Origin of the sequence: Streptomyces sp. NPDC048606 (assembly GCF_040650855.1) — a bacterium.
In the GTDB taxonomy this organism is placed as follows: domain Bacteria; phylum Actinomycetota; class Actinomycetes; order Streptomycetales; family Streptomycetaceae; genus Streptomyces.
On sequence record NZ_JBEZIB010000001.1, the window covers coordinates 34,790 to 57,120 of the forward strand.

The 22,331-nt window shown below is 73.8% G+C and carries 19 protein-coding genes; 8 read left to right on the forward strand and 11 right to left on the reverse strand.

Features of this window, described 5'->3' with window-relative positions; genetic code table 11:
* Positions 1-122 precede the first annotated feature (122 nt).
* The 3 genes from recA (at position 123) to AB0D01_RS00155 (ending at position 4,540) form a co-directional block, all read left to right on the forward strand.
* A complete protein-coding gene (gene recA, locus AB0D01_RS00145) occupies positions 123-1,238 on the forward strand; it encodes a recombinase RecA (RefSeq protein ID WP_363052463.1) in 1,116 nt (371 codons plus the stop codon).
* Between the two features lie 4 nt (positions 1,239-1,242).
* The gene (gene recX / locus AB0D01_RS00150) at positions 1,243-1,809 is read left to right on the forward strand and encodes a recombination regulator RecX (protein WP_363052465.1); all 567 of its coding nucleotides are present in this window, start codon (positions 1,243-1,245) and stop codon (positions 1,807-1,809) included.
* A 115-nt stretch (positions 1,810-1,924) separates the two neighbouring features.
* Positions 1,925-4,540 carry an ABC transporter permease gene (locus tag AB0D01_RS00155; protein ID WP_363052466.1) on the forward strand — a complete coding sequence of 872 codons (2,616 nt, stop codon included), beginning with the start codon at positions 1,925-1,927 and terminating at the stop codon, positions 4,538-4,540.
* A 56-nt stretch (positions 4,541-4,596) separates the two neighbouring features.
* Here AB0D01_RS00155 and AB0D01_RS00160 read toward each other — a convergent pair whose 3' ends face one another.
* From AB0D01_RS00160 to AB0D01_RS00195, 8 genes are all read right to left on the reverse strand, one after another.
* On the reverse strand, positions 4,597-5,004 hold the full coding sequence (locus AB0D01_RS00160) for a rhodanese-like domain-containing protein (RefSeq protein ID WP_363052467.1): 408 nt from the start codon (positions 5,002-5,004) through the stop codon (positions 4,597-4,599).
* Positions 5,001-5,576, reverse strand: coding sequence for a cysteine dioxygenase (locus AB0D01_RS00165; protein WP_363052469.1), 576 nt, complete (start codon positions 5,574-5,576; stop codon positions 5,001-5,003). The genes AB0D01_RS00160 and AB0D01_RS00165 overlap by 4 nt, the downstream gene beginning before the upstream one ends.
* 75 nt (positions 5,577-5,651) lie before the next feature.
* Positions 5,652-5,738, reverse strand: a complete 87-nt coding sequence (locus AB0D01_RS00170) for a putative leader peptide (RefSeq protein ID WP_311318651.1) — start codon at positions 5,736-5,738, stop codon at positions 5,652-5,654.
* Between the two features lie 32 nt (positions 5,739-5,770).
* Positions 5,771-7,405, reverse strand: a complete 1,635-nt coding sequence (locus tag AB0D01_RS00175; protein WP_363052471.1) for an FAD-dependent monooxygenase — start codon at positions 7,403-7,405, stop codon at positions 5,771-5,773.
* Between the two features lie 238 nt (positions 7,406-7,643).
* A complete protein-coding gene (locus tag AB0D01_RS00180) occupies positions 7,644-8,531 on the reverse strand; it encodes an amino acid ABC transporter permease (RefSeq protein WP_363052473.1) in 888 nt (295 codons plus the stop codon).
* Positions 8,528-9,202 (reverse strand): amino acid ABC transporter permease, encoded by a 675-nt coding sequence (locus AB0D01_RS00185; protein WP_363052475.1) that lies wholly within the window; start codon positions 9,200-9,202, stop codon positions 8,528-8,530. Before AB0D01_RS00185 ends, AB0D01_RS00180 begins: the two co-directional genes overlap by 4 nt.
* A gap of 83 nt (positions 9,203-9,285) precedes the next feature.
* Positions 9,286-10,140: a glutamate ABC transporter substrate-binding protein gene (locus tag AB0D01_RS00190; protein WP_363052477.1), complete on the reverse strand. Its 855-nt coding sequence runs from the start codon at positions 10,138-10,140 to the stop codon at positions 9,286-9,288.
* Positions 10,141-10,238: 98 nt separating this feature from the next.
* Positions 10,239-11,024, reverse strand: a complete 786-nt coding sequence (locus tag AB0D01_RS00195; RefSeq protein ID WP_363052479.1) for an amino acid ABC transporter ATP-binding protein — start codon at positions 11,022-11,024, stop codon at positions 10,239-10,241.
* 297 nt (positions 11,025-11,321) lie between these two features.
* Here AB0D01_RS00195 and AB0D01_RS00200 point away from each other — a divergent pair, with 297 nt between their 5' ends.
* Positions 11,322-12,050, forward strand: a complete 729-nt coding sequence (locus AB0D01_RS00200) for a response regulator transcription factor (RefSeq protein ID WP_363052481.1) — start codon at positions 11,322-11,324, stop codon at positions 12,048-12,050.
* 12 nt (positions 12,051-12,062) lie between these two features.
* Positions 12,063-13,487, forward strand: a complete 1,425-nt coding sequence (locus tag AB0D01_RS00205; protein WP_363052483.1) for a HAMP domain-containing sensor histidine kinase — start codon at positions 12,063-12,065, stop codon at positions 13,485-13,487.
* Positions 13,488-13,530: 43 nt separating this feature from the next.
* Here AB0D01_RS00205 and AB0D01_RS00210 read toward each other — a convergent pair whose 3' ends face one another.
* On the reverse strand, positions 13,531-15,759 hold the full coding sequence (locus AB0D01_RS00210; RefSeq protein WP_363052484.1) for an endo-beta-N-acetylglucosaminidase: 2,229 nt from the start codon (positions 15,757-15,759) through the stop codon (positions 13,531-13,533).
* A 96-nt stretch (positions 15,760-15,855) separates the two neighbouring features.
* Positions 15,856-17,115, reverse strand: a complete 1,260-nt coding sequence (locus AB0D01_RS00215) for a glycosyl hydrolase (RefSeq protein ID WP_363052486.1) — start codon at positions 17,113-17,115, stop codon at positions 15,856-15,858.
* Positions 17,116-17,435: 320 nt separating this feature from the next.
* Here AB0D01_RS00215 and AB0D01_RS00220 point away from each other — a divergent pair, with 320 nt between their 5' ends.
* Entirely contained in the window at positions 17,436-18,623 is a 1,188-nt protein-coding gene (locus AB0D01_RS00220; protein WP_363052488.1) for a LacI family DNA-binding transcriptional regulator, read from the forward strand.
* A gap of 99 nt (positions 18,624-18,722) precedes the next feature.
* Positions 18,723-19,667, forward strand: coding sequence for an ROK family protein (locus AB0D01_RS00225; protein ID WP_363053035.1), 945 nt, complete (start codon positions 18,723-18,725; stop codon positions 19,665-19,667).
* On the opposite strand, the gene AB0D01_RS00230 is transcribed toward AB0D01_RS00225, so the two are convergent.
* Positions 19,657-20,652: a TAXI family TRAP transporter solute-binding subunit gene (locus AB0D01_RS00230; protein WP_363052490.1), complete on the reverse strand. Its 996-nt coding sequence runs from the start codon at positions 20,650-20,652 to the stop codon at positions 19,657-19,659. The two genes, AB0D01_RS00225 and AB0D01_RS00230, sit on opposite strands and share 11 nt — an antisense overlap.
* A gap of 134 nt (positions 20,653-20,786) precedes the next feature.
* Here AB0D01_RS00230 and miaB point away from each other — a divergent pair, with 134 nt between their 5' ends.
* The gene (miaB, locus tag AB0D01_RS00235) at positions 20,787-22,304 is read left to right on the forward strand and encodes a tRNA (N6-isopentenyl adenosine(37)-C2)-methylthiotransferase MiaB (RefSeq protein ID WP_363052492.1); all 1,518 of its coding nucleotides are present in this window, start codon (positions 20,787-20,789) and stop codon (positions 22,302-22,304) included.
* Positions 22,305-22,331: the final 27 nt, after the last annotated feature.

Below are 22,331 nucleotides of genomic sequence, written 5' to 3' on the forward strand. Positions count from 1 at the left end.
AAATCGAACATCCATTCTGATGAGTTATCCACAGCCGAAACGGACGTGGAAGCGCATTGTCAGTGGCAGGCGTTAGCGTCAATGGCGTGAAGCGATCGACTCAAGCAAACCGGGTGGAACCCATGGCAGGCACCGACCGCGAGAAGGCTCTCGACGCCGCGCTCGCACAGATTGAACGGCAATTCGGCAAGGGCGCCGTCATGCGCCTGGGCGACAAGCCGAACGACCCCATCGACGTCATCCCGACCGGGTCGACCGCGCTGGACATCGCCCTCGGCGTCGGCGGTCTGCCGCGCGGCCGCGTGGTGGAGGTGTACGGCCCGGAGTCCTCCGGCAAGACGACCCTGACCCTGCACGCCGTGGCGAACGCGCAGAAGGCCGGCGGCACCGTCGCCTTCGTCGACGCCGAGCACGCCCTCGACCCCGAGTACGCCAAGGCCCTCGGCGTCGACACCGACAACCTCATCCTGTCCCAGCCGGACACCGGCGAGCAGGCGCTCGAGATCGTCGACATGCTGGTCCGCTCCGGTGCGCTCGACCTGATCGTCATCGACTCCGTCGCGGCGCTCGTCCCGCGCGCGGAGATCGAGGGCGAGATGGGCGACTCGCACGTGGGTCTCCAGGCCCGCCTGATGAGCCAGGCCCTCCGCAAGATCACGGGTGCGCTGAACCAGTCCAAGACCACCGCGATCTTCATCAACCAGCTCCGCGAGAAGATCGGTGTGATGTTCGGCTCGCCGGAGACCACCACCGGTGGTCGCGCGCTGAAGTTCTACGCCTCGGTGCGCATCGACATCCGTCGCATCGAAACCCTCAAGGACGGCACCGAGGCGGTCGGCAACCGCACCCGCTGCAAGGTCGTGAAGAACAAGGTCGCGCCGCCGTTCAAGCAGGCCGAGTTCGACATCCTCTACGGCCAGGGCATCAGCCGCGAGGGCGGCCTGATCGACATGGGCGTGGAGCACGGCTTCATCCGCAAGGCCGGCGCCTGGTACACGTACGAGGGCGACCAGCTGGGCCAGGGCAAGGAGAACGCCCGCAACTTCCTCAAGGACAACCCCGACCTCGCCAACGAGATCGAGCGGAAGATCAAGGAGAAGCTCGGCGTCGGCGTGCGCAAGGACGAAGCGACCGCCGAGGAGACGGCCGCCGCTCCGGCGGACGGCGCCGCGGCAGCCGTTCCCGCCCCCGCGACGAAGGCCAAGACGCCGGCCAAGGCCGCCGCCGCCAAGAGCTGACCCGGTGCGGGAACAGGAGAGGGGCGGCGCCGGAGGCCGGGAGGGCCGCCAGGAGCTGCCGCCCCAGAGTCCCGAGGAGCAGGCGCGGGCGATCTGTCTGCGCCTGCTCACCGGGATGCCCCGTACCCGGCGTCAGCTCGCGGACGCCCTCGCGAAACGGGGCATCCCCGACGAGGTGTCGCAGGAGGTCCTCTCCCGGTACGAGGAGGTGGGCCTGATCGACGACGCCGCCTTCGCCGGGGCCTGGGTCGAGTCCCGGCACCGGGGCCGGGGCCTGGCCCGCCGGGCACTCGCCCAGGAGCTGCGGACCAAGGGGGTGCACACCACCCTCGTCCAGGAGGCCCTGGAGCAGCTGGACTCCGAGCAGGAGGAGCAGACCGCGCGGGAGCTCGTGGAGCGCAGGCTCCGGGCCACGCGCGGGCTGGAGCGGGACAAGCGGATCCGGCGCCTCGCCGGGATGCTCGCCCGCAAGGGGTACCCGGAGGGCATGGCCCTGCGGGTGGTGCGGCGCGCGCTGGAGGCGGAGGGCGAGGACGCCGACGACCTGGGCTACGGCGACCCGGCGGGCTGAGCCCGGCCCGGCGCGGGCCCTCGGGGGAGGGCGCGCGGGGGTGGGGCTACCCCCCGGGTGGGGACGCCGGGGCGCTCCAATGTCAGGGCGCGGGCCGGGCGGCAGAGTTTTCCGCATGATGCTGCGTTACGCCCTTCAGACCGTCAGGGACCGCAAGGCCGGTTTCCTCGGAGCCTTCGTCGCGCTGCTGTGCGCGGCCGCTCTGGTCACCGCCTGCGGCACCCTCCTGGAGACCGGGCTCCGGGGGAAGATCGCCACCGAGCGCTACGCGGGCACGCCGATCGTCGTCTCCGCCGACCAGAACGTGCACCAGACCACGGTCAAGGAGAAGAAGGGCAAGACCAAGACGAAGCACAAGGCCAAGCCCGTCACCGAGCGGGCCTGGCTGCCCGCCGCGACCGCGGACACGGTCCGGGCGGTCCCCGGAGCCGCCCGGGTGGTCCCCGAGCTCACCTTCCCGGCCACCGCGATGGTCGCGGGCGCCGCGGCAGGGGGCGCGCCCTCGTACGGACACGCCTGGACCTCCGCCGTCCTCACCCCCTTCACCCTGACCGAGGGCGCCGGACCCCGCGGCGGCGACGAGGTCGTCGTCGAGCGGGGCCTGGCCGCGCGGGCCGCGCTGAAGCCCGGGTCCCGGCTGACGGTCCAGGCCGGCGGCGAGCCGAAGGCGTACACCGTCAGCGGTGTCGCCCGGGCGGCGCGGGGCGACCTCGCCCACCAGGGCGCGCTGTTCTTCGGCGACGCCGAGGCCGAGCGGCTCGCCGCCCGCGCCGGGCGGGTCTCCGCGATCGGGGTGCTCCCCGCGCCCGGGGTGGATCCGCGGGTGCTCGCCGGGCGGATCGGTCAGGCGCTGCGCGACGCCGAACGGGCCTCCGGCGCGCGGGACGCGGGAGCGCGGGTCGAGGGAGCGCAGGCCCCGCCGGCGCGGGCCGCCGCCGTCGTCTCCACCGGTGACGCCCGCGGCCCCGTCGAGTTCCTCGACGCCGCCGGAGCCCGCGTCAAGCTGGTGTCGATGGGCGGCGCCATGGGCGGCACCTCCCTCCTCGTCGCGGTCCTCGTGGTCGTCGGCACCTTCGCCCTCTCCGTCCAGCAGCGCCACCGCGAACTGGCCCTGCTCCGCGCGGTCGCCGCGACCCCGAAGCAGGTCCGCCGGCTGATCGGGCGGGAGGCGCTGATCGTCGGACTGGCCGCCGGTGTCGCCGGTGCCCTCGCCGGGCTTCCCCTCGCCTCCTGGCTGCACGAGCGCTTCGTCGCCGAAGGCGTGGTCCCCGCCACCCTGGAACCCACCGCCGGGATCTTCCCGGTGCTCGCCGCCGTCGCGGCGAGCCTGCTCGGAGCCTGGACCGCCGCGCGGATCACCGGCCGGCGCGTCGCCCGCATCCGGCCCGCCGAAGCCCTCGTCGAGGCCGCCGTGGACCGGGGCCGCCCCGGCCTGGTCCGGACGCTGATCGGGCTGGTCCTGCTGGCGGGCGGGGCGGTGCTGGTCGTCGTCCTCGCCTCCCTGCGCACCGAACCGGCCTCGACCCCGGTGACCTTCCTGGCCGTGGTGGTGCTGGCCGGCGCCGTCTCGCTGCTCGGACCGCTGCTGGTCCGCGCCGCCGCGGCCCTCCTCGCCGGGCCGCTGCGGCTGGCGGGCGCCGGGGGTCGGCTGGCCGGCGCGAACCTGCGCGGCAACGCGACGCGGATGGCCTCCGCCGTCACCCCGCTCGCGCTGCTGATCGGCATGACCTGCACCGTGCTGTTCATCGCGCCGACCCTCGGGGACGCCGCCCGTACCCAGGCCCGCGAGGGCGTCCGGGCGCCGTGGGTGCTGGCCGCCCAGGGCCCCGGGGTCGGCCCGGAGGCCGTCGACCGGATCCGCCGTACGCCCGGGGTCACGGCGGCCACCGAGATCGTGCGGACCTCGGTGCGGGTCGGCCTGACCAAGTACGCCGCCCAGGGCGTCACCCCGACCGGCCTGACCCGGACCTGGGACCCGGGCGTCGTGCGCGGCGGCCTCGACGGCTTCGGCGAGGGCGACGTCGCCGTCAGCGAACTCGCCGCGCGGCAGCTCGGCCTGGAGCCCGGCAGCCCGCTGCGCCTGGCCCTGGGCGACGGGACGCCGGTCACCCTCACGGTGTCCGCCGTCTACGCGCGGGGGCTGGGCTTCGGCGACCTGACGCTGCCGCGCGACCTGGTCGCCGCGCACGTCGACAACCCGCTGGCCGCCACCGTCCTCGTGGCGGCGGAACCGGGCACCGGCCGGCAGGCACTGACCGAGGCCGTACGGGGCTACCCGGGCGTCGCCGTGCTGTCCGCGGCGGACGCGGACGAGGCCCGGGCGGAGCGGCAGGCCGCCGGGGCGGAGATCAACCTGCTGGTGATGGGCCTGGTGCTCGCGTTCACCGCCATCGCGGTGGTCAACACGCTGGCGATGTCGACCGCCGAGCGGCTGCGCGAGTTCGCGATGCTGCGGCTGGCCGGAGCGAAGCGGTGGCAGGTGCGGCAGATGCTGCGGGCGGAGACGCTGGCCGTGCTGCTGATCGGTGCCGTGCTGGGGACGGGGATCGCGCTGGCGGTGCTGACCGCGTTCAGCGTGGGCATGACCGGCTCGGCGGCCCCGACCGTGCTGCCGCTCGCGTACGCGGTGGTGGTGGGCGCGGCCGGACTGTTGGCGCTGGGCGCGACGGCCCTGCCGGGACGGGTCGCCCTGCGGACGCCCCCGGTGGAGGTGGCGATGTCCAAGGCGTAGCACCGGGGCGGGGCGTCGGGCGGGCGGGGGTCGGCGACCCCGCCCGCCCGACGCGGCTACGCCGTCGTGCCGACGGGCGGGGTGGTGGGCAGGGCCGCGTTCCGCCAGGCCTGGAACCCGCCGGTGAGGTCCGTCGCGCGGCGCAGCCCCAGCGCGTGCAGGGAGGCCGCCGCCAGGGTGGAGGCGTAGCCCTCGTTGCAGATCACGACGACCCGCAGCTCGTGGTCCGAGGCCTGCGGGATGCGGTGCGAACCCCGGGGGTCCAGGCGCCACTCCAGCTCGTTGCGCTCGATGACCACCGCGCCGGGGATGAGCCCGTCCCGTTCCCGCAGCGCCTGGTAGCGGATGTCGACCAGCAGGGCCCCGCCCAGGAAGGCGTCGTAGGCCTCCTGCGGACCGACGCGGGTGTAGCCCTCGCGGATCCGCTCCAGCAGCTCGTCGATGCCGACGCCGGGGGCGCTCACTGCCAGTCCGCCGGGCGCTCGACGTGCTCCAGGGTGAGGACCGGTCCGCTGCGGCCGTACCGGCGGATCAGGGGGAGCGGCGGGTAGTACGCGTGCACGGAGATCGCGTGCTCGGAGGGGGACTCGTTGAGCACCTCGTGGACGTGGTGCTCGGCGAAGGCCCGGCCGACGCCCGCGTCGAGGCCGCGCGTGCGGTCCACGTCCGGGGCCAGCTCCAGCGACTGCCAGCCCTCCGAGGGCAGTCGTACGCTCAGGGACCGCTCGGTGAGCCGGCCCCGCGCGGTGGCGAACGCGCCCCGCGACTCGGCGTGGTCGTGCCAGCCGGTGCCCGCGCCGGGGGGCCAGCCGATCAGCCAGGCCTCACTGCCGCCGGGGCCGTCCAGCCGGATCCAGGTGCGGCCCTCGGGGTCGAGGGGCAGGGAGTCCACGACCGCCGGGTCGGCGGCGGTGCGCAGGGCGAAGTCGAGGAGTTCGGCGGCCGTCGGGGCGCCGGGCGTACGGCCGGGGGCGGGAAGGTGAGCGGGTGCCGTGTGCTTCGGGGCGGGGGCGTGCGTCGATGCGGGCGCAGACATGGGATGACCGTCCTGGGTTCGCGAAGGGCGCGCCGGGCCGCGAGGGGGCACACGGGCGCGCGGAGGGAAGGCGAGTCAGCAGGAAGGGCGACACACGCAGCCCGCGTAGCGGAGCAGGTCCATATGGACCCTCCGCCACAGGCGTACGTCGTTGCCGGTCATGTCGGCGAGTGAACCACGACTCCCCGTGAGCGTCAATCGATCACCACTGTGGGCGCGGTGGAGGGGGAGTCCGCCGTGCGGGGCCCGCCGGCCCGCTCCGGGCCGCCCCGCCCGCCCGGGGTGTCGGCCCGCTCGGGGGCCCCGGCCCGGACCGCGTCGGCGGCCTCGTACAGCTCCGCCGGGCGCACGCCCGCGAAGGTGGCCGCCAGGTGCCCGTCGGGCCGGACGAGCAGCACGGTGTGCGCGGGGGCGCCCGGGTAGTCGTCGGCGACCAGCAGCTCCGCCGGCACCGGCAGGGCGGTGACCGCCGCCGCGAGCCGGGGCATCAACCCGGCGCCCACCCAGTGCCGCCGGTCCCACACCCCCGTGCCGGGGGCGACGAGCAGCACCAGCAGGCGGCCCCGGCCCAGCATGTCGCGCAGCGGGACGGTGGCCCCGTCGGGCGCGGTCACGGGGACGTCGACCACCGGACCGCCGGGCTCCGTGGCCGTCGGGACCTCGCGGACGGCCACCGGCGGGGCGTACACGGGCTCGGCGCCCAGCGGGCCCCGCCCCAGGTGGCCGTCGGTGAGCAGGGTCTCGGCGGAACGGGCCGACCCCGGCAGCAGGCCGCGCAGGCCGCTGCCGCCGCGCAGGGCGGGCATGGCCTGGTCGGCGGCGCGCAGCCGGGCGGCCACGGCGGTGCGGCGTTCGTCCTCGTAGCTGTCGAGCAGGGCCTCGGAGGCGCCCTGGTGCCAGTCCAGGGCCAGCTTCCAGGCGAGGTTCTCCGCGTCGCGCAGCCCCTCCTCGACGCCCTGGGTGCCGAGCGCGCCCAGCAGGTGCGCGGCGTCCCCGGCGAGGAAGGCCCGGCCGTCGCGCCAGCGTCGGGCGAGGCGGTGGTGGAGGGTGTGCACGCCGGTGTCGATGAGGTCGTACGGGGGAGTCGTGCCCCCGCACCAGCCCGCCAGGGTGTCGCGGATGAGGAGGACCAGCGCGTCGGGCGTGACGAGTTCCCCGCGCGCGGGCAGCAGCCAGTCCAGGCGCCACACCCCGTCGGGCAGCGGCCGGGCGGTGATCTCCGCGGGGCCCGAGGGCGGGTTGCGGTGCAGCAACGCCTCGCCCGGCCAGGGCAGTTCGGCGCGCAGGGCGGCCACGGCGTGGCGTTCCACCGCGGTCCGGCCCGGGAAGCGGATGCCGAGGAGCTTGCGCACGGTGGAGCGGGCCCCGTCGCAGCCGACCAGGTGGCTGCCGCGCCATCGGGTGGCGCCGGGCCCCCGGGAGTGCGCGGTGACGCCGCGACCGTCCTGCTCCAGGGACTCCAGCTTGTGGTCGGTGACCAGCCGGACGAGCGGCTCGGCTCCCGCGGCGTCGCGCAGCCCGCGCGTCAGGGCGTGCTGCGGCAGGTGCAGGGGCGCGGGGCGGTCGTCGAAGGTGACGCGCCCGCTCTCCTGGCGGCGCCGCAGGGTGCGCCAGGCGGCGTAGGGCACGCCTTCGTCGCGCAGCGTCGTACATCCGAGCCGGTGTGCCATGGCGGCGGTGTCGGCGTGCAGGACGACGGAACGGGCGGGCCGGGGTTCCTCCTTGCCGGGCCCTTCGTCGAGCAGGACGCTGGGCACGCCGTGGCCGGCCAGGGCGAGGGCCAGGGACAGCCCGACGGGACCCGCGCCGACGACGATCACCGGGTCCATGATGCGGCTCCCGATGTCCGGTATGTGATCACAGAACGTATGCAACCCACTGAAGGTGCCCGCGTCAAGTGACCCCGGTCGGGAGGACGGCGTGTGGTGGGACGACGTGTGGTGCGGCGGAGGAATCCGCCGCACCACACGGGTCACGCACGACGACTGACTCTACGTCAGCCCCTTCGGCCCCCGGACGGGAGGGCCGGAGCTCAGGCGGCGGGGACCGAGGGGCCCCCGGCCCGACTCAGGCGCCGGTCGCCGCGGCGCCCGTGGCCAGGTCGTCGACCCGCGCCGCGCCGTCCACCGTGCCGGAGCCCTTCTTCGACCTGCGCAGCCTGCGCTCCATCCAGGAGGCGAAGGTGGTGAGGGCGAAGTTCACCGCGATGTAGATCAGCGAGATCACGACGAGGGTCGCGATCGTGTTGCTGTAGTTCGCCGAGATCTGCCGGTTCATCGAGAGCAGTTCGGCGAGGCCGAGCAGCGAACCGCCGAGGGCCGTGTCCTTGAGGATGACCACGAGCTGGCTGACCAGGGCGGGCAGCATCGCCGTGACGGCCTGCGGAATGAGCACGTGGACCATGGTCTGGCCCTTGCGCATGCCGATCGCCTTGGCCGCGTCGGTCTGGCCGCGCGGCAGGGAGAGCACGCCCGCCCGGACGATCTCGGCGATGACCGAGGCGTTGTAGAGGACGAGGCCGGTCACCACGGCGTACAGGGGGCGCACGTCGGAGGTGACGGGCGTGAACTGCACGAAGAAGGCGCTGCCGAACAGCATCAGCATCAGCACCGGGATGGCGCGGAAGAACTCGACGAACGCGCCGACCGGACCCCGCACCCAGGCGTGGTCGGAGAGCCGTCCCATGCCGAGCAGCGCGCCCAGCGGCAGGGCGATGACCATGGCGATCACGCCGGCCTTGAGGGTCTCCAGCAGGCCGGGGATGAGGAAGGTGGTCCAGATCTGGCCGTCGGTGACGAAGGGGGACCACTTGTCGGCGGCGAGCTGGCCCTTCTCGGCCATCAGGGACAGCGCCCACCACAGGACCAGCCCGAACAGCACGACGAACGCGCCGCTGTATATCCAGTTGCGGGCCTTGGCCTTGGGGCCCGGGGTGTCGTACAGCACGGAACTCATCGCTTCACCGCCACTCGCTTGGCCACCCAGCCCAGCAGCAGACCGGTGGGCAGGGTCAGCAGACAGAAACCGAGGGCGAAGATCCCGAAGACGGCGAAGAGCGCGTCGGCCTCGTTCTCGATCATTTCCTTCATCAGCAGGGCCGCCTCGGCCACGCCGATGGCCGCCGCCACCGTGGTGTTCTTGGTGAGTGCGATCAGTACGTTGGCGAGCGGTGCGATGACCGCCCGGAAGGCCTGGGGGAGCACGATCAGGGTGAGCACCTGGAAGAAGCTCAGCCCCAGGGCGCGCGCCGCCTCCGCCTGGCCGACCGGCACGGTGTTGATGCCCGAGCGCAGGGCCTCGCAGACGAAGGTGCCGGTGTAGGCGATCAGGCCGAACACCGCGAGGCGGAAGCCGGTCTCCTTGAAGGTCTCGCCGCCCATGTTGATGCCGAGGGTCTGGCTCAGACCCAGGGAGCAGGCGATGATCAGCACGGTCAACGGGGTGTTGCGCACCAGGTTGACGTAGGCGGTGCCGAAGCCCCGCATCAGCGGGACCGGGCTGACCCGCATCCCGGCCAGGACGGTGCCCCATATGAGCGACCCGACCGCCGAGTAGAGGGTGAGCTGAACCGTCACCCAGAAGGCTCCGAGCACGTCGTACTGCCCGGAATCAAGAAAATCGAACACGATGCCCTGCGCTCTCCCCAGGATGGCCGGTGAGGTGCGCCGCCGCCCGCGGTGGGCGGGGGGCGGCGCACCTCACCGGGAAATCAGCTGCCTTCGGTGATCTGCGGGGCAGGCTCGTTCTTGTAGTCGGCCGGGCCCAGGTTCTTCTTCACGGCCGCTTCCCACGAGCCGTCCGAGACCATCTTCTTGAGCGCGGCGTTGATCTTGGTCTGAAGGTCCTTGTCGCCCTTCTTCAGACCGATGCCGTAGTTCTCGTTGCTCATGTTCAGGCCGACGAGCTTGAACTTGCCCTTGTTCTTCTCCTGCGCCGCGTAGCCGGCCAGGATGGAGTTGTCCGTGGTCAGGGCGTCGATGGACTTGTTCTCCAGGCCGGTCAGGCACTCGGAGTAGCCCGGGAGCTCCTGGAGGTCGGCTTCCTTGGCCAGGTCCTTCTTGATGTTCTGCGCCGAGGTGGAGCCGGTGACGGAGCAGAGCTTCTTCTTGTTGAGGTCCTCGACCTTGGTGATGCTCGAGTCGTCCGCGCGGACCAGCAGGTCCTGGTGGGCCAGGAAGTACGGGCCGGCGAAGTCGACCTTCGCCTTGCGCTTGTCGTTGATCGAGTAGGTGGCGACGATGAACTTCACGTCACCGTTGGCGATCAGGTTCTCGCGCTCGGCGCTGACGGCCTGCTTCCACTCGATCTGGTCCGGCTGGTAGCCGAGCTCCTTGGCCACGTACGTGGCCACGTCGACGTCGAAGCCCGTGTACTTGCCGTCCGGCGTCTTCAGGCCCAGGCCGGGCTGGTCGAACTTGATGCCGATGACGACCTTGTCCTTGCCGCCGCCGCCCGACGGGCCGGCGTCGGAGGCGGCCTTGTCGCTGCCGCCGCCACAGGCGGTCGCGGTCATGGCGAGGACGACGGCCGCGGCGACGGCCGCACCGACCTTGGAAACCTTCATGGTGAACTTCCCTCGGGTGAGACGTTGTTGAACGACGAGCGGGGCCCGTCGTGCGCGACGGCGTGCTCTGTCGACCGGATCACTACCAGACGAGAGCGTCAGTGGTGCAGGATCTTCGAAAGGAAGTCCTTGGCGCGGTCACTGCGCGGGTTGCTGAAGAACTGCTCGGGAGTGGCCTGTTCGACGATCTTGCCGTCGGCCATGAAGACGACGCGGTTGGCCGCCGAGCGGGCGAAGCCCATCTCGTGCGTGACGACGACCATCGTCATGCCCTCGGCCGCGAGCTGCTGCATGACCTCCAGCACCTCGTTGATCATCTCCGGGTCCAGCGCCGAGGTGGGCTCGTCGAAGAGCATCACCTTCGGGTCCATCGCCAACGCGCGGGCGATCGCCACGCGCTGCTGCTGGCCACCGGACAGCTGCGCCGGGTACTTGTCGGCCTGCGAGCCGACACCCACCCGGTCCAGCAGCGACTTCGCCTTCTCCGTGGCCGTCGCCGGGTCCGTCTTGCGGACCTTGAGCTGACCCAGCATCACGTTCTGCAGCACCGTCTTGTGCGCGAACAGGTTGAAGGACTGGAAGACCATGCCCACGTCGGCACGCAGCCGGGCCAGTTCCTTGCCCTCCGCCGGCAGCGGCTTCCCGTCCAGCGTGATGCTGCCCGAGTCGATCGTCTCCAGACGGTTGATCGTCCGGCACAGCGTGGACTTGCCCGATCCCGAGGGACCGATCACAACGACGACCTCACCGCGGGCAATGCTCAGATCGATGTCCTGAAGCACGTGCAGCGCGCCGAAGTGCTTGTTGACGTTGCTCAGTACGACCAGGCCGTCCGCGGCACCGGCCGCGTCCTGCACGTCCTTGGTCACTGATACTCCGCTCATCGGCTTCTTGCTCCGTCCTCCGTCGGTTGGGAGGACAGTAGTGACGACGCGCGCACACCGTCACCACATCTGAGGGAGAATTGAGCATAACGAAACGGCCTCGGCCGTATACGCTCCGTGCGCGGTCCCCGACTGGTGCACGATGTACGCGTACCGGGTGCATAACGGAAGACCGACCGGGCCGGAACCCCCTTGACGTGACACTCTCCATGGGCGTGGATGCAGGGTGGCCCGTCGTGGGTCGTGCTCCGTGGGCCACGCCCCGTCCCGGCGCCGAGAACAGGAAAGGGGACCGCTGTGAGACTGCTGCTCGTCGAGGACGACGACCACGTCGCCGCCGCCCTGTCCGCGATCCTCGCCCGGCACGGCTTCCGGGTGACGCACGCCCGCAACGGCGAGGAGGCCCTCCAGGCGCTCCTGCCGGCCGACACCCCCCAGGTCACCCCCTTCGGCGTGATCCTGCTCGACCTCGGCCTGCCCGACCAGGACGGGTACGAGGTCTGCGGCAAGATCCGCAAGCGCACCAGCACCCCCGTGATCATGGTCACGGCCCGCGGCGACGTCCGCTCGCGCATCCACGGCCTGAACATGGGCGCCGACGACTACGTCGTCAAGCCCTACGACACCGGCGAGCTCCTCGCCCGCATCCACGCCGTCGCCCGGCGCACCGGGCCCGCCGCCGACGAGACCACCGGCCCCGGCTCCGGCGCCACCGCCACGGCCCCCGCCCTCGTACGGCTCGGCCCCGTCGACATCGAGCTGCCCACCCGCCGCGTCAGCGTGCACGGCAAGGACGTCCAGCTCACCCGCAAGGAGTTCGACCTGCTGGCCCTGCTCGCCCAGCGGCCCGGCGTCGTCTTCCGCCGCGAACAGATCATCAGCGAGGTCTGGCGCACCAGCTGGGAGGGCACCGGCCGCACCCTGGAGGTGCACGTCGCCTCACTGCGCTCCAAGCTGGGCATGCCCGCCCTCGTCGAGACCGTCCGCGGGGTGGGCTACCGGCTCGTCACCCCGGCCGCGCCCTAGCGGGGACCCGCCGTGCGCGCCCGGCTGCTCCCCCTCCTCGTCATCCTGATGGCGGGGGTCCTGCTCGCGCTGGGCTTCCCGCTCGCCGTCAGCCTGGCCGCCGCCCAACAACAGAGGGTCGTCGTCGACCGCATCGACGACAGCGCCCGCTTCGCCGCCCTCGCCCAGTTCGTCATCGACGCCGAGGGCTCCGGCGCCACCGGAGCCGACGAACGCCTCGCCACCCTCCAACTCGAACTCGCCCGCTACCAGGAGCTGTACGGCATCCGCGTCGGCATCTTCGGCCGCGACGAGAACGCCATGGCCCGCGCCCCCGGCTGGTGGCAGCTGCCCGAGTCCGGCGAGGGCCACCGGGCCTACCAGGAGGCCCTCGCCGGCCGGCGCAGCCACGACCCCGGCCAGGTCTGGCCCTGGCAGACCCACGGCAAGCTCCTCGTCGCCTCCCCCGTCGTCCTGGACGGCGACGTCGTCGCCGTCGTCGCCACCGAATCACCCACCGACCTGATGCGCGAACGCATCCTGCGCGGCTGGCTGATCATCGCCGGCGGGCTGGCCGCCGCCATGCTGCTCGCCTTCGGCGCCGCCCTGCGCCTGACCAGCTGGGTCCTCAAGCCCGTCGGCACCCTGGACGCCGCCGCCCACGGCATCGCCACCGGCCGCATGAACTCCCGCGTCGCCGCCTCCGGAGGCCCCCCGGAACTGCGACGCCTGGCCCGTTCGTTCAACGAGATGGCCGACAACGTCGAAGAGGTACTGGAACAGCAGCGGGCGTTCGTCGCCGACGCCTCCCACCAACTGCGCAACCCGCTCGCCGCACTGCTCCTGCGCATCGAACTCCTCGCCCTCGAACTCCCCGAGGGCAACGAGGAGATCGCCTCGGTGCGCACCGAGGGCAAACGCCTCGCCCAGGTCCTCGACGACCTCCTCGACCTGGCGCTGGCCGAACACGCCTCCGCCGAGATCAGCCTCACCGACATCGGCGCCCTCGCCGGGGAACGGGTCGACGCCTGGCGCCCGTACGCCGAGGAGAAGGGCGTACGCCTCACCGGGTCCGGCCGCTCCGCCGTCACCGGCTGGGCCGACCCCATCGCCCTGTCCAGCGCCCTCGACGCCGTCATCGACAACGCCCTGAAGTTCACCCCGGCCGGCGAGGAGGTCGAGGTCTCCGTGTCGGCGGCCGGACGCAGCGCCCTCGTCGTCGTCGCCGACCGCGGACCCGGCCTCACCGAGGAGGAACTCCACCGGGTCGGCGACCGGTTCTGGCGCAGCGGACGCCACCAGAACATCAAGGGCTCCGGGCTCGGCCTGTCCATCTCCCGCGCCCTGCTCGCCGCCGGCGGCGGATCCCTCTCCTACGAGACGAACCCGCCGCACGGGCTGCGCGTGACCGTGGCCGTGCCCCGCACCGACCCGCAGGCCGACACCGCCCAGGGCTGACCGCCGGCCGACGCGGCCGGGCGCACGTGGCCGGCGGCCCCGGCTACCAGCGGAACGTGGTGCGGGCCGGGGCGGAGGCGGCGTAGACCTCGTCGACCGCCCGCAGCTCGAAGACCGTCACCTGCTCCCGGCCCGCGCGGCGCACGGAGGGCAGGTACAGCGCCGTACCGCAGGTGCCGCCGAGGAAGCGGCGGGCGCCGTCGGGGAGCACGCGGTGGAGCTCGTAGTGGCGCACCGGGCCCGGCGCGCGCCCCCACGACAGCCTCAGCTCGACCTCCTCGTCCCGCCGGGCGTGGGCGCCCACCTCCAGGTGCGGGGGCGGGGCCGGGCGCCGTCCGGCGGTGGTGTCGCGTACCGTCAGGGCCCCGAGCCGCCAGGACACCGGCTCCTTCCCGGGCGCGGTGATCCGTACGGCGAGCGCGTACGCCGTCCTCCCGGCCAGCGGCGCGAGCGGGATCCGCGAGGTCCGCCAGCCGGAGCCACCGCCCGGCGGCGCGGCGAACCACGCGTACGCCACCGGCTCGCCCGGGGCGGCGGGCTCGCTCGTCGCGACCCCCAGCTCGACGCAGCCGGGCCCCGGCCGCGACCCGGGCCGGTGGACCAGTTCCGCGACCGTGGCACGGGTCAGCGGCAGCCGCGTCGCGTGCAGCGCCACCGTCGCCGGGGCGGTCAGGGCCCCGGACACCAGCAGGCTCGAACCACCGCGCCACGCGTCCGCGAAGTCCAGGGTGACCTCCGGGCGCGAACCGGCGCTCTCCACCGCCCAGCGCCGGCCCGGGAGCCGGTCCTGGAGCCCGAGGTGGTTCCACGGCGCCTCCGAGACCACCCGGCCGCCGTCGTACCAGCGCAGCCCGTGCCCGGTGTTGAAGGAACAGCCGAAGGGCAGGGACCCGACCGTGGACCGGTCGGCCACCACCGTCGCGGGCGCCCGCCAACGGGCCCCGGGCGCGGGCCGCGCCGGGTCGAGCGACTCGCCCGTCCAGAGCCGGTCGTCGGCGCGGTGGAAGGCGCCGGGGGAGCGGTCGGCGAGGTGGTTGCGGGTCCACTCGGGCCGGTAGAAGCCGAGGCTGACGACGTGCTCCCGCCCGCGCGGGACGATCGCGTCCCAGCGCACCGGGGAGTCCCAGCCGGCGGACTCCAGGTCGACCGCCGCCCACAGCGCGTACCGGGAGCGGCCCAGCCGCTCGGCGAGCGCGCCGGAGGAGTCGAGCGAGGCCGCCGACCAGCGGAAGTCGACGAACAGGGTGTCCGCGACCGGGCCCGCCCGGTCCTCGAAGAACTCCTGGTTGAGCGCGTTGAGGGCGCCCTGCCAGCCGACCCGCCCGGTGCTGTTCATGGCGTCGTACCAGGTCACGCGCAACCCGTGCGGGGCTCCCAGCAGCCGCAGCGCCTTCAGGAACTCCCGCATGTCGCGCGCCAGGGCGCTGTCGCCGCCGTCCGTCTCCGCGTTGACGAACCACCCGTCGAACCCGTACGTCCGCGCCACCTCGACGAGGCGCTCCGCGAGCGGGAAGCCGCCCGCCGGGTCCCGCTGCACGAGATCCCGGGTCCAGCGCAGGTCACCCCCGTAGGCGACGGGCGGCAGGAAGACGTTGCCGAGGACCGGCACCCCGTGTCGGTGGGCGGCGTCGACGACCGGGGCGTTCGGCGCGAGGACGATGCCCTCACCGGAGGACCCGCCCCAGAACACCAGCTCGTCGAGGTACGCCCAGTGCGTCAGGGCGTAGTGGTCGGCGGTCGCCGAACCCTGCGAGGGGTTGGCGGAGGTCGGCCCGAAGGAGACGAGCGCCGAGACGCGCGCCCGGTCCGCGCGGGCGTCGCGGTTCGGCGGGACGGGCGTGAACCGGGGCGCGAGGGGCACGGTCGCGGTGTTGTGGGCCAGGTCCGGATCCGCACCCGGGGTCCAGGCCTTCAGGGAGCGCCACACGATGCCGGGCCCGGGCTCGCCGTGTGGGAGCGAGTCCGGGAACCAGTAGGAGGCGTACGGGGCGAGGCCGGACGGGGCCGCGGCGCCCGCCGGGCCCCTCGTGGCCGGGCCGCCCGACGCCCCGCCGGACGGGCCGGGGCCCGGCGGCGCGGCCCTCGCCGGCGCGGGCGGGAGCAGGACCGCCCCGGCCCCGGCGACCCCGGCGGTCAGCACCGCCCGCCGGCCCGGCCGGAGCGGTTCGGGTATCGGTGACGGTGACGGTGACGGTGACGGGGACGGGTGCGGGGACGGGGACGGGTGCGGGGCGGGCGTACGGGGATCGGCGCCTGCGCCGGTCTCGGACATGCGGGCTCCTCACGCGGGGGTCGGGATGGCCTCGGGTCGGGTCGCGCAGGGTCGGGTCGTGCCGGGTCCCGTCGGGGCGGTCGCGTCGGCACGGGTTCACGGGACGTCGTGCACGCGCAGGACCTCGGTGATGCCGCGCGCGGACAGATGGGCCGCGTCCCCGGCCAGCTCCTCCAGGACCACGGCCGGGCGCTCCCCGCGCTCCGTCAGCGCGGCCCACGCCTCGAAGAACGCCCCGCCCGGCGCGCACACCGACCGCCCCGGGGCCTCCTCGGCCCCGCCGACGTCGAGGGCGAGCGCGGTGGTCCGTACGGCGGGCCGGTGCTCCCGATGCCGCCAGGAGTCGGCGATTCCGGCCAGGACGGCGCCGGCGGGCTTGACCCGGCGGGCGTTGGTGAGCAGCCCGAGCCCGTACTCCAGCTCGGGGAAGTCCGCCAGCTCGCGGGACACGTCGTGCGAGCACCACCAGGTCACCCCCCACACGTCCGCGCAGTCCAGCGCGCAGGCGACGGTGGCCTCGGTGAACCGCGCCGCGTGCTCGGGCCCGATCAGCGGCGCGGGCGCCCCGACCTCCTGGAGCCACACCGGGCGGTGGGGATCCGTGGCCCAGGCCTTGGACAGCTCGATCAGGTACGCGGCGTGGTGCTCGGTGGCCGTCCCGCTCCGGCCGTGGCGCTGGGCGGTGCCGTTGAACACCCATGAGTGCACGGCGGTGGCCGCGCCCGAGCGCGCCGCCTGGGCGGGGGTGAAGGGGTGGTCGTCGCGGTACCAGGCGGCGTCGTACTCGGCGTGCACGTGCAGCCGGCCCGGAGCGCCCTTCTCGCAGGCGGCGAGCATCCGCTCCAGCCAGCGCGCCGCGCCGGCCGGGGAGACGCGGTACGGGTCGGGGTGGGGAGGGCCGGAGAACTGGTTGATCTCGTTGCCGACGGTCATGCCGAGGAAGTGGGGCCGGTCGGCGAGGGCGGCGGCCAGCGTGCGCAGGTACTCCTCCTGCGCGGCCACCACGTCCGGATCGGTGTAGAGGTCGCGCCGGTGCCAGGTCGTGATCCAGGAGGGGAGGAAGTCGAAGCTCGACAGGTGCCCCTGGAGCCCGTCGACGGCCACGTCGAGGCCGCGTTCGGCGGCGGCGTCGGCGAGCGCGACCAACTGCTCGACGGCGCGCGGCCGGATCAGCGTCCGGTTGGGCTGGAACAGCGGCCACAACGGGAACACCCGGACGTGGTCGAGGCCGAGCGCGGCGATCGAGTCGAGGTCGGCCCGCACCTCGTCGAGGTCGAAGTCCAGCCAGTGGTGGAACCAGCCCCGGCTCGGGGTGTAATTCACGCCGAATCGGAGGGTGCGGGCGGCACGGGGCATGAAAGGTCCTGGAGTTCAGTGGAATTCACCGGGTGCCCATAAACTGCCGCTCTTCCGAGGGGGAGTCAACAGGGCCCTCGCCGTTCGAAATCGAGGGCCGAGGGACCGTGGGCGGTCCACCGGCACTTATGCGCTTCAGTCCGGTCGGGGCGGGGGTCCCTTATGGTCACACCGGGTGGACTAATGCGGTTTAGTGAACCGGTCCGACCAGGGCGTACGCGTGAATGGGCAGCGGCATTCCGGTCATCTTCCAGGCCGGTGTCGCGTACGGTCTGCCCATCGCAGTGCGCGGCACCGAGGGACCGAGGGATGAGGCAGGCATGGCCCGCAGACCCACTATCAAGGACATCGCCCGCCGGGCCGGGGTGTCCGAGAGCGCGGTGTCCTTCGCGCTGAACGGCCGTCCGGGGGTGTCCGAGGCCACCCGCGCCCGGATCCGCGGCGTCGCCGAGGAACTGGGCTGGCTCCCCAACAGCGCCGCCCGCGCCCTGTCCGGCGAACGCTCGGGTGCCGTCGGGCTCGTCCTGGCCCGGCCCGCGCACACCCTGGGCGTCGAGTCCTTCTTCCTGCGACTGGTCTCCGGGATCCAGGAGGTGCTCGCGGCCGCCGGGATCGCCCTCCTCTTCCAGGTGGTCGAGGACGTCGACGCCGAATGCGTCGTCCACCGCCGGTGGTGGGCCGAGCGGCGCGTCGACGGGGTCCTCCTCGTGGACCCGCGTACGAACGACCCGCGCCCGGAACTGCTGGCCCGTCTGGGGCTGCCCGCCGTACTGGTCGGCGGCCAGGCACCCCCACCGGGCAGCGAAACCGCGCCGGCCGCGGCTCCCGGGCCCGCCGCGGCCCCCGCCCCGGCCTCCGCGCCCGCGTCCGCCGACGCCCCGCCGTTCGTCACGGCGCCCGGGTCCGAAAGGGCGGCCGACCCGCCCGCGCCGCCCGCGCCCGGCGCGGGCGGCGGGCTCTCCGCCGTCCGCTCCGACGACGCCCGCGCCATGGCCGACGTACTCGCACACCTCCATGCCCTCGGCCACCGCCGCATCACCCACATCGCGGGCCTGCCCGGCCTCGCGCACACCGACCGCCGCGTCGCCTCGCTGCGCGAGGAGGCCGCCCGACTCGGCCTGCCCGCCGCCCGGGTGCGCTCGGTCCCCACCGACTACTCCGACACCGAGGGGGCCGCCGCCACCCGCCGCGTCCTCGCCGAACCGGAGCCGCCCACCGCCCTGATCTACGACAACGACGTGATGGCCGTCGCCGGCAGCGCGGTGGCCGCCGAACTCGGCATCCCCGTGCCCGGCCGGCTCTCCGTCGTCGCCTGGGACGACTCGCCCCTGTGCCGGGTCACCCACCCGCGGCTGACCGCCCTGGTCCGCGACACGGCCGCCTTCGGCCGGCTCGCGGCCGAGGAGCTCCTCGCCCTCCTCGCCGGGGGAGCGCCCCGCACCCGCGAGAGCGAGCCGCCCCGGCTGGAGCCCCGCGAGAGTACGGCCCCGCCCCCGGCCGCATACTGAAATCCGACCCCTTTCAGGAGCGCCACCGTGACCACTCCCACCTCAGCCTTCCCCGTGCCGCGCGCCGGAGCCGTCGCGACCGCGGCCACCGGCCCGACGGTGGCGATCGACATCGGCGGCACGAAGATCGCGGGCGCGCTCGTCCACCCCGACGGCACCCTGACCGCCGCCACCCGCCGCCCCACCCCGCGCGGCACGGACGCCGAGGGCGTCATGGCGGCCGTCACCGAAGTGATCGCCGACCTCGCCGAGGACCCCCTGTGGGAGCGGGCCGTACGCTGCGGCATCGGCAGCGCCGGCCCCGTCGACACCTCCCTGGGCACGGTCAGCCCCGTCAACATCGCCGCCTGGCGCGGCTTCCCCGTCCAGGCCCGCGTCGCCGCCGAACTGAGCGCCCGCGGCGCCCGGATCCCCACCGTCCTCGCGGGCGACGGGGTCGCCATGACGGCCGCCGAACACTGGCTCGGAGCGGCGCGCGGCCACGACAACGCCCTGTGCATGGTCGTCTCCACCGGCGTCGGCGGCGGCCTGATCATCGGAGGCCGCCTCCACACCGGCCCCACCGGCAATGCGGGCCACATCGGTCACATCAGCGTCGCCGTCGACGGGGACCCCTGCGTCTGCGGGGGCCACGGCTGCGTCGAATCCCTGGCCTCCGGCACCGCCATCGCCCGCTGGGCCCGCGAACGGAACTGGACCGGCCCCGACCCCACGGCCGCCGGCGTCGCGGCCGCCGCCGAGGCGGGCGACCCGGTCGCCCTGGCCGCCTTCGACCGCGCGGGACGCGCCCTGGCCGCCGCCATCGCGGCCACCGCCACCCTCGTCGAGACCGACGTGGCGGTCATCGGCGGCGGGGTCGCCGCCTGCGGGGACACCCTCTTCCGGCCGATCCGCCGGCACCTGGCCGCCTACGCCACCCTGTCCTTCGCCCGCGGCGTCAAGGTGGTCCCGGCCGCCCTCGGCACCGACGCCGGACTCATCGGCGCGGCCGCCGCCGCCATGATGCTGCAGGCCGGGCCGAGGCCGACGGGCCCTACGGCTTGACCGAGCGGTAGTAGCGCCGCGCGCCCTCGTGCAGGTCCAGCGGATCGGTGTAGATCGCCGTCCGCAGGTCCACCAGCTGCGCCGCGTGCACCTCGTGCCCGATCCGGTCCCGGCTCAGGATCACCGTCCGCGTGAACCGCTCCGTCAGCTCCGCCCCGGTGTCCTCCCGCGTGACCAGCAGGTTCGGAACTGCCACCGTGGCCACCGCCGAGGTGTTGCGGGCCCGCGCGTAGGCGTCCTGCGGCATCACCGCGGCCCGGTAGTAGCGGGCCGGACTGCCGCTGGCCTGGAGCCGCTCCAACAGGTCGCCGAGCTGGACGAGCCGGATGTCGAAGCGCTCCGACAGCTCGCGCACCGCGTTCGTCGGGAGCCCCCCGGACCAGAAGAAGGCGTCGATGCGGCCCGCCTCCAGCTCCGCCGGCATGGTGTCGATCCCGATGCCCACCGCGGTGACGTCCCGTACGGGGTCCAGCTTGGCCGCCTTGAGCAGCCGCTCCGAGATCAACCGGACGCCCGACCCCTCCTGACCCACCGCGACCCGCTTGCCGCGCAGGTCGTGGGCCGACTGCACCGCGGACCCGGCGGGCACCACCAGCTGCACGTAGTCGTCGTACAGCCGCGCGCAACCGCGCAGCCGGTCCGCGCCCGGCTTGCCGTCGGCCCGGTACTTGCCGACCGCGTCCGCCGTCGCCACCGTGAAATCCGCCTCACCGGCCGCGACCCGCTGGAGGTTCTGCTGCGAGCCCTCGCTGGTCTCCAGCCGGACCCGGACCTCCGGCATGTCCTGGGCGAGCGCCTGCTCCAGCAGCTGGCCGTAGCGGTGGTAGACGCCCGTACGCACACCGGTGCTGAAGGTCAGGTCACCGGTGAGCTCCCGCTCACCGAAGGGCTTCAGCCACCACAGGAGCCCCGCGAGCACCACCAGCACGGCGGCCAAGCCCTGGAGGACGCGGCGCCGGCCGAAACGGGGAGGTATGCGGAACATGCGCGCGATCCTGCCACCCCTCCGGCCTCCTGTCACGGCACGGACCTCCCACCGCACCCGCGCACGGCCCCGCCCACGACCCCGCACCCGTACGCGCGGCCGGAGGTCTCCCGGCTACCGCCTACCCTTGTTGCATGACCAGCAGCAGCGACCGGAGCCCGGCAGTGGACCCCAAGGGAACTTACGAGGTGCGCACCTACGGGTGCCAGATGAACGTGCACGACTCCGAGCGACTCTCCGGTCTGCTGGAGGACGCCGGCTACGTCCGCGCCCCCGAGGGCGCCGACGGTGACGCCGACGTCGTCGTCTTCAACACCTGCGCCGTCCGCGAGAACGCCGACAACAAGCTCTACGGCAACCTCGGCCGCCTCGCCCCCATGAAGACCAAGCGCCCCGGCATGCAGATCGCCGTCGGCGGCTGCCTCGCCCAGAAGGACCGCGACACCATCGTCAAGCGGGCCCCCTGGGTCGACGTGGTCTTCGGCACGCACAACATCGGCAAGCTGCCCGTCCTGCTGGAGCGCGCCCGCGTCCAGGAGGAGGCCCAGATCGAGATCGCCGAGTCCCTGGAGGCCTTCCCCTCCACGCTCCCGACCCGCCGCGAGTCCGCGTACGCCGCCTGGGTCTCGATCTCCGTCGGCTGCAACAACACCTGCACCTTCTGCATCGTCCCCGCCCTGCGCGGCAAGGAGGAGGACCGCCGGCCCGGCGACATCCTCGCCGAGGTCGAGGCCCTGGTCGCCGAGGGCGTCTCCGAGATCACCCTGCTCGGCCAGAACGTCAACGCCTACGGCTCCGACCTGGGCGACCGCGAGGCCTTCAGCAAGCTGCTGCGCGCCTGCGGACGGATCGAGGGCCTGGAGCGCGTCCGCTTCACCTCCCCGCACCCGCGCGACTTCACCGACGACGTCATCGCCGCCATGGCCGAGACCCCGAACGTGATGCCGCAGCTGCACATGCCGCTCCAGTCCGGATCCGACCCGATCCTGAAGGCGATGCGCCGCTCGTACCGCCAGGAGCGCTTCCTCGGCATCATCGAGAAGGTCCGCGCCGCGATCCCGCACGCCGCGATCTCCACCGACATCATCGTGGGCTTCCCCGGCGAGACCGAGGAGGACTTCCAGCAGACGATGCACGCCGTGCGCGAGGCCCGCTTCGCGAACGCCTTCACCTTCCAGTACTCCAAGCGCCCCGGCACCCCCGCCGCCGACATGGACGGGCAGATCCCCAAGGAAGTCGTCCAGGACCGCTACATGCGCCTGGTCGCCCTCCAGGAGGAGATCTCCTGGGAGGAGAACAAGAAGCAGGTCGGCCGCACCCTGGAGGTCATGGTCGCCGAGGGCGAGGGCCGCAAGGACGGCGCCACCGCCCGCCTCTCCGGCCGCGCCCCCGACAACCGGCTGGTGCACTTCACCAAGCCCGACGAGGACGTCCGCCCCGGTGACGTCGTCACCGTCGACATCACCTACGCCGCCCCGCACCACCTCCTCGCCGAGGGCCCGACCCTCTCCGTGCGCCGCACCCGCGCCGGCGACGCCTGGGAGAAGCGCAACGCCGCCCCGGCGCAGCCCAAGGGCGTCCTGCTCGGCATCCCGACCCTCGGCGTGCCGGCCCCGCTGCCCGTCGCCACCTCGGGCTGCGCGATCGACTGACCGTCGACCGGCGGGGCGACTAGGCTG

What these genes read in the sequence shown, in the direction of transcription:
- recA (WP_363052463.1), top strand. Translation starts at nt 123, where the DNA reads ATGGCAGGCACCGACCGCGAGAAGGCTCTCGACGCCGCGCTCGCACAG.
- AB0D01_RS00155 (WP_363052466.1), top strand. Translation starts at nt 1,925, where the DNA reads ATGATGCTGCGTTACGCCCTTCAGACCGTCAGGGACCGCAAGGCCGGT.
- AB0D01_RS00165 (WP_363052469.1), bottom strand. Translation starts at nt 5,576, where the DNA reads ATGTCTGCGCCCGCATCGACGCACGCCCCCGCCCCGAAGCACACGGCA.
- AB0D01_RS00170 (WP_311318651.1), bottom strand. Translation starts at nt 5,738, where the DNA reads ATGACCGGCAACGACGTACGCCTGTGGCGGAGGGTCCATATGGACCTG.
- AB0D01_RS00175 (WP_363052471.1), bottom strand. Translation starts at nt 7,405, where the DNA reads ATGGACCCGGTGATCGTCGTCGGCGCGGGTCCCGTCGGGCTGTCCCTG.
- AB0D01_RS00180 (WP_363052473.1), bottom strand. Translation starts at nt 8,531, where the DNA reads ATGAGTTCCGTGCTGTACGACACCCCGGGCCCCAAGGCCAAGGCCCGC.
- AB0D01_RS00190 (WP_363052477.1), bottom strand. Translation starts at nt 10,140, where the DNA reads ATGAAGGTTTCCAAGGTCGGTGCGGCCGTCGCCGCGGCCGTCGTCCTC.
- AB0D01_RS00195 (WP_363052479.1), bottom strand. Translation starts at nt 11,024, where the DNA reads ATGAGCGGAGTATCAGTGACCAAGGACGTGCAGGACGCGGCCGGTGCC.
- AB0D01_RS00210 (WP_363052484.1), bottom strand. Translation starts at nt 15,759, where the DNA reads ATGTCCGAGACCGGCGCAGGCGCCGATCCCCGTACGCCCGCCCCGCAC.
- AB0D01_RS00215 (WP_363052486.1), bottom strand. Translation starts at nt 17,115, where the DNA reads ATGCCCCGTGCCGCCCGCACCCTCCGATTCGGCGTGAATTACACCCCG.
- AB0D01_RS00220 (WP_363052488.1), top strand. Translation starts at nt 17,436, where the DNA reads ATGGCCCGCAGACCCACTATCAAGGACATCGCCCGCCGGGCCGGGGTG.
- AB0D01_RS00230 (WP_363052490.1), bottom strand. Translation starts at nt 20,652, where the DNA reads ATGTTCCGCATACCTCCCCGTTTCGGCCGGCGCCGCGTCCTCCAGGGC.
- miaB (WP_363052492.1), top strand. Translation starts at nt 20,787, where the DNA reads ATGACCAGCAGCAGCGACCGGAGCCCGGCAGTGGACCCCAAGGGAACT.